9 protein-coding genes are annotated in these 11,461 nt (G+C 33.6%); 4 read left to right on the top strand and 5 right to left on the bottom strand.

All coding sequences use genetic code 11. The features are described 5' to 3' along the window. Positions 1-208 (top strand): hypothetical protein (locus tag ACHZDT_RS23410; RefSeq protein ID WP_394777111.1); only part of this gene is annotated, 208 nt, incomplete at its 5' end. 123 nt (positions 209-331) lie between these two features. Beyond that, positions 332-1,750, top strand: coding sequence for an MATE family efflux transporter (locus tag ACHZDT_RS23405; protein ID WP_394777110.1), 1,419 nt, complete (start codon positions 332-334; stop codon positions 1,748-1,750). 634 nt (positions 1,751-2,384) lie between these two features. Here ACHZDT_RS23405 and ACHZDT_RS23400 read toward each other — a convergent pair. Both ACHZDT_RS23400 and ACHZDT_RS23395 read right to left on the bottom strand, forming a co-directional pair. Continuing rightward, entirely contained in the window at positions 2,385-2,819 is a 435-nt protein-coding gene (locus ACHZDT_RS23400) for a DUF6526 family protein (protein WP_394777109.1), read from the bottom strand. Positions 2,820-3,095: 276 nt separating this feature from the next. Then, on the bottom strand, positions 3,096-3,578 hold the full coding sequence (locus ACHZDT_RS23395; RefSeq protein WP_394777108.1) for a DNA-deoxyinosine glycosylase: 483 nt from the start codon (positions 3,576-3,578) through the stop codon (positions 3,096-3,098). A 214-nt stretch (positions 3,579-3,792) separates the two neighbouring features. On the opposite strand from ACHZDT_RS23395, the gene ACHZDT_RS23390 reads away from it, so the two are divergent. After that, positions 3,793-4,818, top strand: a complete 1,026-nt coding sequence (locus tag ACHZDT_RS23390; protein ID WP_394777107.1) for a helix-turn-helix domain-containing protein — start codon at positions 3,793-3,795, stop codon at positions 4,816-4,818. 703 nt (positions 4,819-5,521) lie between these two features. Further along, the gene (locus ACHZDT_RS23385; protein WP_394777106.1) at positions 5,522-6,472 is read left to right on the top strand and encodes a GNAT family N-acetyltransferase; all 951 of its coding nucleotides are present in this window, start codon (positions 5,522-5,524) and stop codon (positions 6,470-6,472) included. 471 nt (positions 6,473-6,943) lie between these two features. Here the strand turns inward: ACHZDT_RS23385 and ACHZDT_RS23380 are convergent, their stop codons facing one another. The 3 genes from ACHZDT_RS23380 to ACHZDT_RS23370 are packed head-to-tail and all read right to left on the bottom strand — an operon-like array spanning position 6,944 to position 11,447. Then, complete coding sequence (locus ACHZDT_RS23380; protein ID WP_394777105.1) at positions 6,944-8,143, bottom strand: NAD(P)/FAD-dependent oxidoreductase; 1,200 nt, start codon at positions 8,141-8,143, stop codon at positions 6,944-6,946. After that, the gene (locus tag ACHZDT_RS23375) at positions 8,140-8,628 is read right to left on the bottom strand and encodes a low affinity iron permease family protein (RefSeq protein WP_394777104.1); all 489 of its coding nucleotides are present in this window, start codon (positions 8,626-8,628) and stop codon (positions 8,140-8,142) included. Before ACHZDT_RS23375 ends, ACHZDT_RS23380 begins: the two co-directional genes overlap by 4 nt. Then, positions 8,625-11,447 carry an AsmA-like C-terminal region-containing protein gene (locus ACHZDT_RS23370; RefSeq protein ID WP_394777103.1) on the bottom strand — a complete coding sequence of 941 codons (2,823 nt, stop codon included), beginning with the start codon at positions 11,445-11,447 and terminating at the stop codon, positions 8,625-8,627. Before ACHZDT_RS23370 ends, ACHZDT_RS23375 begins: the two co-directional genes overlap by 4 nt. Positions 11,448-11,461: the final 14 nt, after the last annotated feature.

Here is an 11,461-nt window from a genome sequence, read left to right as displayed (position 1 = left end):
AAAAAATTTAGTTGAGGTTCAGAAAGACAAAGAGGATAAACGGAAAAATATTGTAAGCCTTACTGATAAAGGAATTGATTTAGCTAAAATTATTAGGTCCTTAATGAAAAAATCCGAAGATGAGGTTTTGGCTGTTTTTTCAGCAAAAGAAAGAATTGAAGCTTTAGAAACTATTAGAGGTTATGCTGATAAATTGGATACGCTTTAAAAATAGTCCACAGATTTAGACGGATTAAACTGATTATCGCAGGTTATTTTTTTTAAAATCATTTTAATTGATGAAATCTGAGGCAAAAGAATTTACAGAATATTATATAATAAAATTTTAAAAATGAACAAAAACGAATTATTAGAAGGTCCTATACTTTCTTCTTTATTAAAATTAGCGGTTCCTATTATGATTGCTAATTTACTACAAGCCGCTTATCAATTAGTTGATGCTTTTTGGGTAGGACGATTAGGCGGAGATGCCGTTGCAGCCGTGTCTGTGAGTACTCCTGTAATTTTCCTGATGATTGCTTTAGGAACTGGTTTGGCAATTGCGGGATCGATACTAATTGCGCAATATTTTGGCGCAGGCCAGCAGGAAATGGTGAATCATGTCGCGGCTCAAACTTTGTTGATGGTGGTTTCGGCATCGATAGTTTTATCGATTATTGGATATTTTATGAGTCCGTATTTTTTACAAATTCTAAAAGTAACCCCGGCAGTTTATAAAGATGCTTTAGGTTTTATGCAGATTGCTTTTATAGGTCTGGTTTTTAGTTTTAGTTTTATGATTTTCCAATCGGTTATGCGAGGTGTTGGGCGTGTTACTTTGCCGGTTTATATTGTTTTGGGAACTGTAATTCTGAATTTTGCTTTAGATCCATTGTTTATTTTTGGATGGAAATTTATTCCGGCAATGGGCGTAAAAGGAGCTGCTTTGGCAACTTTATCAACACAAAGTCTGGCGATTGTAATTGGTTTCGCTATTTTGTTTAGAGGGAAACACGGAATTCACTTGCAATTGAAAGATTTTAAACCGGATTTTAAACATATTAAAAAGGCATTTAAAATTGGTTTTCCGTCTTCAATAGAACAATCGATGCGCGCAGTGGGATTAACGGCAATTACGTTTTTAATTGTTCATTTTGGTACCACAACTGTTGCATCTTACGGAGCGGGTTCTAACTTGATTCAGTTGATTATGATTCCGGCTTTGGGACTTTCTATGGCAATTGCAACTTTAGTAGGACAAAACATTGGTGCAGGAAATATGCTTCGTGCGGGTAAAATTGCAAAATTAGGCGCTTATCTGGGTTTTGGATTATTAACCGGAATTGGAATAATTGCGTATGCTTTGGCGCCACATTTAATTGCTTTTTTCGTACCAAATGAACCTGCAGTTATTGACGGAGGAACTACTTTTTTAAGAATAACGTGTCTTTCCTGGGGATTTTTGGGACTTCAAATGTGTTTATTGGGTGTTTTTAGAGCGGTTGGAAATACGACTTTACCAATGATTTTAACGCTTGTTTCGCAATGGGTTTTGCAATTTCCATTAGCATATATTTTATCACATAATACATCGCTTGGTCCAGTCGGGATTTGGTGGGCTTTTCCGGTTTCAACTGTTATTACAGCTATTGTTACCATGCTTATTTATGCCAAAGGCGATTGGAAAAAAGAACGATTAACCGGAAAAACAAATAAACTTATCAATAAAGTAGAGAAGGAAATTGTGAAGGAAGGGTTTGAGGTTAAATAGTTTTTTTTAAAGGTTCTGAGGCTCTGAGGTTCTGAGGTTTCTTGTAGAGGCGCACAGCAGTGCGTCTTTTTTTGGTTCAAAGGTTCAAAGGTTTCTTGTAGAGGCGCACAGTAGTGCGTCTTTTTTTGGGTTCAAAGGTTCTGAGGTTCAAAGGTTCAAAGGTTTCTTGTAGAGGTGCGCATTTGTGCGTATTTTTTATTTTTTACATACTATTTTGTCATCCCGAGGAACGAGGGATCTCCGCAAGTAACTCCGCAATCAAATTCGCCAATCTTTGTCGGGCTACTAACGGAGATCCCTCGTTCCTCGAAATGACAAAATTAGAGAAATGATATTTTGAATGCGAGGTTCGCGTGAGGGATAGGAGCAGGCTACCGAAGTAGCGCGGATAGCCCGACAGTATTTAAGAAAGGCCCAATGAACGCAATGTTTATTGGGCCTTTTTTAAATGGTGGCACGCCCATATATCAAATTTTAATATCAAATTTTAATATCAAATTTCAATATCAAATTTCAATATCAAATTACAAATACAATATCAATATCAATATCACTTGCAATTTCAATATCAAATTTCAATTTAGTTTATATCATATTTTATAATTGACATTGAAATTAATTTTTGATATTGAATTTAAACTCTGTTATAATCGGCTTTCCAGTGTACGATTGCTTTTTTGATCGCATCTCCGGTTAAGTTGTTTTTTAGAGCGTCTTCGATAAGTGGAAGTATTTCGTTATCTGGTGCAAATCGTAAGGCAAATATTTGATCGTCAGTTAATTTGTACTCAAATTCTTCAAGCCTTTTTCCGGTAAGTGTAAAATAGCGATAACGGAGTTCTAAGCGCACAATTCGGTTTTGAAGAATTAAGCAATAATGTTGGCGCAACATAAATGCCAAACAAAATAAAAAGATAAATCCAACACTAATAAACGACCAAATTAATGCATCTGGTGTGGTGAAAGCAAAGTAAATGCTTGCTGCTAAAAAGATGGTAAGAATAGGATAATAAACAAAATGATGCGGTGTGTAAAACCGTATATGATTGTAGTAGGTTTGAATTTTCATAACTGTTTTTGTATTTAATGGGTATAAAAAACAAAAGCTACCCTAAAAAATAGAATAGCTTTTTTTCCAAAAATAAACTAACATAACCAATGTTTCCTTTATAATTAAACTTATTAAAGTTCTCTCAGTAATATCTAAAATATCTTAAAAAAAGCCTCAATTGCATGAGTCATCGTTTCATGGCTTAATTTGTTTTGGTAAAATTAGTCAGCATGTAGGAAAAGATGTTATATTTTGAAGAGTAAATGTTATAGGATTTCAACTTTGGTATATTAATTATAATGTCGAAATAATATTCCACTCATCTAATTTAAACTGATATGTTTTACTTGCATTTGCGGGACTTGTAGATGGTAAAGTAATTAGTCGATATGGATTTTTTAAATGAACATATTTCTGAAAGAAAGCTGCGGCTTTTTGTCCGTTAAATAATATGGTTTTAATATTTGAATGCTGTTCCAAAAAGGTTTCAAAATCATTTGCGATTTCATTTTTTATGGCGCTGTCTAAACTTCCAACACGATCACAGAATTGTAAAACGTCCCAAACGGCAATTTTGTTTTTTTGTAAAAGTGCTTTTCTAGTTTCATAATTAGTTGAGAAATCTTCTTTGAAAATGGCGAACATAAATTTCCAGAAATTATTTTGACTATGACCATAATATTGATTCAGTTCTAACGATTTTGTTCCGGGCATTGTGCCTAAAATCAAAATGGCCGCATCTTTGTTTGCTATTGGAGAAAAAGAAAAACTTTTCATATAATAATTATTTGCAATAGTTAAGGTAAAGAATTTAAATCTTAAAATAATTATTCATAAGTAATTATAAAACAATTTAGAAAAATTATATAACATTTTTGCTTTACATCTGACCGAACTTTGAATCGTAGATTTTTGGAAATCCGTGTACTATAAAACGAATTCTTTCATCTAAAATCTATATCAAATTAAGTAGAATTTAAATCCGCGCAAAATGAAAATAGTTACTATAAATACAGAAAAAACTCAAAATATTTTTGAGGAGTTAAATGCAAACTTTGGAGGAAAAGTAACTTTTGATTTAGACGAATATACGCTAGAAACGAATAATAGTTTTGCAAAAGGGTCTATAATTGGTGCTTCATTTAATGATAATATTTCTTATGTTCAATTTGATATGACATTTTCTGTTGATGTTCGAATGGATATTTTAAATTCAAAATCATCACCTATATATTTTGCTTATTGTTCTAAAGGTAATTTATCTCATAGTTTTGGTGTTACAGGCGAAGAAAGATGTTTTAAAACTTTTCAGACTGCAATTGTAACTTCAAAAGAAAAACAAGATAATGTTTTGTTCTTTGAAAAAGGAAAAAACACTCAATTGACTTTGATTATTGTAGGAACGCAAAATGCAGATCAAAATCAAAAACATTCTTTGAACCAAAAAGTTAAAGATACTTTTTTTGAAAATAATGCGGTTCAGGATTTCTTTTATGTAGGTTCTTATAATTTGAAAATTGCAGAGAAAATCGAACAATTAAATGCCATTACTCAAACCGGAATCGTTAGAAATTTATTGAAAGAAGGAATTTTAAGAATAATTCTTGCAATGGAAATTCAACAACATACAGATGATTTAAGTATTAGCGCTAAAGATACAAATTGTTTGACTTTGCGTGAAATGGAAGAAATAAAAGAACTTTCGGAAGCTATTAAAGCAAATCCTGAAGAAGCTTTTACGATTAAATCGTTAAGTAAAAAATCAGGTTTATCGCCAAACAAATTACAGGAAGGTTTCAAAATGATTCATAACAGAACCGTAAATGATTATATCACTCATATGCGTGTTTTAAAAGCCGAAATATTAATCAGAACTTCTGATTTAAATATATCCGAAATCGTTTACTGCATTGGTTTTACAAGCAGAAGTTATTTCTCGAAAATCTTCAAACAAAAATTTAATTGTTCTCCAAAAGAATATAAATTCAATTTGAATCCGTTAGCTATTACGGCTTAAATAAAGTGGCTGAGTTACTAAGATTCTGAGTCGCTAAGTCAGTTGAAAAGACAAAGTTTATCGTAGAGGCGCACAGGATTGCGTCTCTTTTTTTGGGTATAATTTGCCCACGGGTTTTACGGATTAAACGGATTTTACGCGGGTTTCTTGTTATATTCTTTAAATTTTAATCGTAGAGTCGCACAGCAATGCATCTATTCAGCGTATTAGAATTTTTATAAGGAGCTATTTCCTGCTATCCGCTTGTATCTTTTTATTTTTAAAGAAAAATAAAAAGGATACCGCTTCTATCAGGGCTATGACTTTTGTATTCCATAGATATTTACGTAGATTTTAAAATCTTTTTAATCCTGTAATTAGTAGCAAAAGAATTATTATTTTATGAAAAATCGTTATTCCAAAAGATGCGCTACTGTGCGCCTTTACGAATAAACTTTATGTCATTTTCAAACTTTTGTTTCATGAATCTAGAAAACACGCACTGCTGTGCGCTTCTACGGATAACCTTTATGTCATTTTCAATCTTTTTCCGTTAACGTAAAAAGACGCAATATTATGCGGTCTGCGGAAAACCTATGCGACTTTGACACTTTGGACCTTTGAACCCTAAAAAAGACATCTTTGCAAAAAACTTAGCAACTTAGAACCTTAGTATCTAAAAAAACAACTACATTTGCATAACTAGTTATGTAATTAATTATATATGGAATTTTTTAATAAAGTAGGTAAGGTGGCTTTAGGAAGCCGATTACGTTTGATGACGGCGATTATTACTGATGACGCTGCGAAAATATATGAATCGTACGGAATGAATTTTATGCCAAAATGGTTTCCGGTTTTTTATACCTTGATAGAAGAAAAGGAAATAACCATTACAGAAATTGCAAATGAAATTGGTCATTCGCAACCATCAGTAAGTAAAATTGTGCAGGAAATGATTGTTGCAGGATTGATCGAAGAAAGCCAAAAAAGTAATGACAAACGTCGGAATATTGTGGGATTGACATCACAAGGAATTGAGTTTTCGAAAGAATTGAAATTGCAATTGATAGATGTTGAAGTGGCAGTTGATGGTTTAATTTCTGAATCAAGCCATAATCTTTGGGCTGCTCTTGAGGAATGGGAATTTTTATTGGAGCAAAAAAGTTTATTTAGAAGGGTAAACCAGGAAAAGAAAAAGCGTGAAAGCCAGAATGTGCAAATAGTAGATTTTGAACCTCAATATCTAGATGCTTTTAAATCATTAAACGTTGAGTGGATTTCGACTTATTTCGAAATGGAGGAAGCGGATTATAAGGCTTTAGATAACCCGCAGGAATATATTTTAGACAAAGGCGGAAAAATTTTCGTGGCTTTGTACCGTAATGAGCCTGTTGGAGTTTGCGCGCTGATCAAAATGAACAATCCAACTTATGATTTTGAAATGGCAAAAATGGCGGTTTCCCCAAAAGCACAAGGTAAAAATATTGGTTTTTTATTAGGTCAGGCAATTGTAAATAGCGCCAGAGAACAAGGCGCAAGCAAAATATACCTGGAAAGCAATACAATCCTAAAACCCGCAATTAACCTGTATAATAAATTGGGTTTCCAGAAAGTCTTTGGTTTAGCAACGCCTTATAAACGCTGTAATATTCAGATGGAGTGGGTGATTTAAGTTGCTAAGGTTCTGAGTTGCTAAGTTTCTAAGTTGTTCTGCGTATTTTTGTCATCCCGAGGAACGAGGGATCTCCACAAGAAACTCCGCAATATAAATTTGCTAAACTTTGTCGAGCTACTTACGGAGATCCCTCGTTCCTCGGGATGACAAACTATACGAAAATAGTGTTATGAAATGATTGTCCTAGCCCCGATAGAAGTGGAAATCCTTTTGTGGCGGTCCCGAGGCTTCGGGAGCCACAAAAGATTGAAACGTCCCGAGGCTTCGGGAGCGGGATTAGCTCCTGAAAAAAAGATTTTGTTTTATCATAGAAATCGGGATGACAAATAATACCAGGTATTTCGTATCAAATCAAAAGTTTCTTTTAATACAGCTGAGACTTTGTTCTTCTGAACATTTGCTACTTTGTACCTTAAAAAAAAAAGTAAAAAAACTCAGAACCTTAGCAACTCAGTAACTTAGAATCTCTTACCGTCCAAATCGATAATACTCCAAATCAGCATTCTTTTTATCATTAATTGAGTCTAAAATAGAATTCATTGCTATGACGCTAAAGGTGATTCCGTTTCCTCCAAAACCTAATACGTAATGCTCGTTTTTGTTGGGATCTTGTTTTCCAAAATACGGTAATCCATCTTTGGTTTCTCCAAAAGTTCCTGCCCAGGAATAATCTAATTTAAAATTAATATTGGGAAATTTTCTTTTAAAATGCCTTAAAAGATATTGCTCTTTTTTAGGCAATAGTTTGTCTCGTTTTATCGCATCTTTGAATTCTTCATCACCGCCACCCATAACAATCCGGTTGTCTCTGGTAACTCTAAAATATAAATAAGGGTGAGAGGTATCCCAAAAAACAGCATTTTTAAAAGCCGTCGGTAAAACTTCCTGACTTTCGGATGCAATTACAAATGTGCTTTTTAAATCTACTATTTTTTCAGTGATAGTTTCAGTACTTTCATAACCTGTGCAATGAATTACGTGATCTGCGGTTATGGTAAATTTATCTTCTGTGTGGGCTATTGTTTTTCCTTTTTGATTTTGGATAGATGTAATATTGGTTCGGTCATAAACAAGCATTCCCTTTTTTTTGCAGTAATGAATTAAATCATTTGCAAATTTATAAGGGTCCATAACGGCAGCTGTTTTTGATTCTATTGCGGCAATGGCATTTAATCCCATTTTTTCAAGATGCCATCTTTCCAGCCAGTTAACATCAAAACCGTGTTCTTTTCGGCATTTATATTCGTTTCTTAAAAACGGAATGTCTTTTTTTAAGGAACAATAGTAAATGCTTTTTTTGAACTCAAACTGACAATCGCTTTTGATGGTGTCAATAATTGTTCGCAAATCAAAAATGGCTTTTTTTCCGTTTGTGTAACTGTCTACAGCACATTCTAATCCTCTTAATTTTATGAGTTCGTGCAACGGAACATCAATTTCATATTGTAGCAAAGCTGTACTTGCCGCTGTGCTGCCGTTAGCAACGTCGCGCCGATCAACTAGTATTACTTTTTTACCTTCAGAAATTAATTTGTAAGCGATTAATGCGCCTGTAATTCCTGCACCTATAATTAAAATCTCGGTTTCGAGATCTGCGTCTATAGATGGATAACTGTATTTCATGGCGCTTTTTAAGGGCCAAAAAGTTTCAGAGGAACGTAGTTTCATTTTTTGGTGATATTTCTGGTGCGTGATTTGGTTCTTTTTTGGTCTTTGCGCTCATGTTGGTCCTGTGCTTCGGCAAAAGAATGCGAATCTCGTATGCTTTCGTCTTTTTTAGACAGTTCACTAAGTCTGCGATAATATTTTTGAACAATGATCATTTCTTCTTCAGTCATATTTTCAATGTCAACTAAACTATTACTGGAGTATTCGTTTGAAGCTACTAATTCGTTTAACTTCAACTGAATAGCAAGCGAATCTTTGTTTTGTGCTTTCTGAATCAAGAAAACCATCAGGAAAGTAATTATTGTAGTTCCGGTATTAATGACTAATTGCCAGGTTTCTGAGTAATCGAAAAGTGGTCCCGAAATTGCCCAGACAACTACAATTAAAAATGCACCTATAAACGCTGTTGTACTTCCGGCAGCTTTAGAAACGTTGGTTGCGAATTTTTCGAAAGCACTGCTTTTGCCTTGTTTTTTAGTTTTCATTTGATTTTAGCTTTTTCGTTTACTACTTTTTCTTCTTTAATTACTTTATTGTGTTTTTCATCATAAACAGATCCGTTAATTTTTTGACCTGTTTTGCTGAAAATTTTAATTTTTGGATCGTTATGTGTTCCTGTAATCACAATTGGAAATCCTATTATTCCAAATGGCGGTAATCCCAATCGCATTCGTAAATCTAAAAGTCCGTCAAAGCTTGTTGTTCCTTTTATGGTTGGTCTAAAACTGGCGACACTAAAAGTGAAATCTTCTATATGAATTAGATTATTATCGATGGTTGAATTAATTTCTATTCCTTGTAAATTAGGATTATCAAGACCTTTTTGTCCGGTTTGTGAACTGATTCCGTCAAATAATTTCAATCCTTTTACTTTTACATCACGCAAATTTATTTTTCCGCCACCTTCAAGAGATTCATAAATTGGTCCCATATTTCCGTCAAGATCTCCTTTGATATTATAATCGACAGAAATAATTCCCTCTGCCTTTTCTGCTGCCGAAACCATATCATGAAACATCGGAATTTCCTTGTAAGCTCTTTGAACGCTAAAATCTTTGGCAGTAAAATGAGCATCAAAATGTGCCGATGTTGGCGATTCGTCTTTATAATTAGCATCAACTCCAAGTATACAATCGATAATATCAAAAGTGGTATTTTGCAAATAAAAACCATCTTTTGTAATTCCCAGTTTACCGTTAAGTTTGTTTAAAACTAATCCGTTATATTCAACTTTATCAGCATTTGCGGTAAGCGCAACATTTAGATTTTTTGGTACAATTACAACTCCGCTCATTTTAGGATGATCTTCTCTCGCATATTGTACTTCAATATTTCGATCTGTATTTTCTCCTTTTTTAAGCGCCATAAATTCATCAACATTAATCAGTTTTGATTTCATATTGAAATTCCCGCTTAAAGTTCCGTGTGATTCCAGGAAATAATTGATGGTATTAAGTAAATAGCCGTTTATGGCAAAATCAGATTTTCCGTATGAAGCATTAAATCTTTCAAACCACATTTTCTCATTTTGAAAACGGAAATTTCCCTGTTTGATAAAAAACGCTTTCGGAAAAAGTTTTGAGGTTGCTTTTATGTTTTTTAAGATGATAGTTCCGCGATTATCCAGTTTGTCATATTGTCCTTTTGTGGCGTAGCTTTGTTTCCCTTTAAGCGAAAGATCTGCTTTTGCATAACCGGTTACGTCAAGTCCTTTTTGCGAGAAAACCTGATAAATACGTCCCACATTTAATTCTCCCTTTATTTTTGCATTATAAGCCAAATCGCTAAAATCAGAAAGTGTGGCATTTACATACATCGGATTTCCTTCAAAAACAAAGGAAGCGGGCGCAATGGCAACAATCAAATCCTGAAATGTTCCGGCTTTGTTTAAAACATTCGCTACAAAAGTGATGTCTTTAATTGGGTTGGGATATGAGTCAGTTTTTAGCCAGCCGTTATGTAATGCGATTCCGCCAATTGTTTTAGGAAACAGTTTTTTAGAGGTGCTAAAAATACCTTTTGCCTGAATATTGGTTTTTATAAGTCCTTTTAACTCAAGACTTGTCAAGCCTAAAGCGGCATCAACTGTGGCCAAATCTAATGCGCCTTTTACACTTGCATCAACAGTCATTTCGTTAAAACCTTTACTGCGTAAATAAGCGGTGAAATAATCTTTTTCACCTACTTTAAATTTAAAAGTGTCCAGATTTACCAATAGTTTTTCTATGTCAAGTGACGGTAAAACTGCGTTCAGATTCATCTGGAAATCTGTTAATGGGGCAGGAGCATTCTGGTAATTGATAGCACCTTCATTAATTTTTAAATTAAAAGCAAGATCCGGTTTTTGGTTTTTGGCAACATTATAATTTCCTCTAAAGGTAAAAAGCAAATCACTTTTACCCGAAATTTCGGTTTCATCCATCCAAGTTAAATATTCCGGTGGCATTACCGAAAATAAATCTTTCAGGGTCGTGTTTTCAGATGCGGCTTTAATATTGATTTTATATCCATCTCTTAAAATGGTAAATAGTCCAGTAAATTTTAAAGGTAATTTATTGATTCTTAATTCATTTTTTTGAAGAATAAACGAAAGTGCATGTGTATTAATTCTGGTAATCAAATCAGCACGAAGTTCTTTTTGTCTTAAATAAGCTGTTTGCTTGTAGTAGAAATCGACATTATCAATTCTGGCATCGGTATTTAAGTCAAAAATATCTTCGCTCAAATTTCCTTTTCCAACATAGTTAAAACCTTTTGCATCGACCATAATCTTGGCAGAACGGTCGTTGTATTTTACATGACAATCTTCAAGATCAATTCGTTCTAACCTGATTGCGGTTCCTTCGTCAGGGTTATTCGGATCTTCTGGTTTTTTGTCTTTTGGAGCAACATAAATATTATAATTAGCTTGTCCTTTTTGGTTCACCATTATATTGATTAATGCTTTTGAAACGTATAATTTATTAATTTTTACTTCATTGTTAAAAATCAATCTTTTTAGGTTGATCCCAAAAGCGACTTGTTCTGCTTTTAGCAGAGTATCATTGCTAAATGGCGCGGAACCTGTAAGGGATAAATTGTCAAGAGAAACAGTAAGCGATGGGAAATGTGTAAAAAAGGAAAGTCTGGATTTTGTAAAATCCAGTTTCGAATCCAAACGTTCGTTTGCGATTTTTTTTACTTCGGTGGCAACTGTTCCGGGAAAAAGCAGCGGAATCAAAAATAGTAACAGCAAGATACTTGCTATTACTATTCCCGTTACTTTTAAAATTTTGAGGCTTATATTTTTATATGAAGTTTTCATATTATTGGCTTTAG

This window comes from Flavobacterium sp. (assembly GCF_043722275.1).
Lineage (GTDB): Bacteria > Bacteroidota > Bacteroidia > Flavobacteriales > Flavobacteriaceae > Flavobacterium.
This window is presented reverse-complemented; position numbering and strand designations above follow the sequence as displayed.

Bases quoted from the DNA above. Each gene is read 5' to 3' on its own strand.
- ACHZDT_RS23405 (WP_394777110.1), top strand. From the start codon at position 332: ATGAACAAAAACGAATTATTAGAAGGTCCTATACTTTCTTCTTTATTA.
- ACHZDT_RS23390 (WP_394777107.1), top strand. From the start codon at position 3,793: ATGAAAATAGTTACTATAAATACAGAAAAAACTCAAAATATTTTTGAG.
- ACHZDT_RS23400 (WP_394777109.1), bottom strand. From the start codon at position 2,819: ATGAAAATTCAAACCTACTACAATCATATACGGTTTTACACACCGCAT.
- ACHZDT_RS23380 (WP_394777105.1), bottom strand. From the start codon at position 8,143: ATGAAACTACGTTCCTCTGAAACTTTTTGGCCCTTAAAAAGCGCCATG.
- ACHZDT_RS23395 (WP_394777108.1), bottom strand. From the start codon at position 3,578: ATGAAAAGTTTTTCTTTTTCTCCAATAGCAAACAAAGATGCGGCCATT.
- ACHZDT_RS23385 (WP_394777106.1), top strand. From the start codon at position 5,522: ATGGAATTTTTTAATAAAGTAGGTAAGGTGGCTTTAGGAAGCCGATTA.
- ACHZDT_RS23370 (WP_394777103.1), bottom strand. From the start codon at position 11,447: ATGAAAACTTCATATAAAAATATAAGCCTCAAAATTTTAAAAGTAACG.
- ACHZDT_RS23375 (WP_394777104.1), bottom strand. From the start codon at position 8,628: ATGAAAACTAAAAAACAAGGCAAAAGCAGTGCTTTCGAAAAATTCGCA.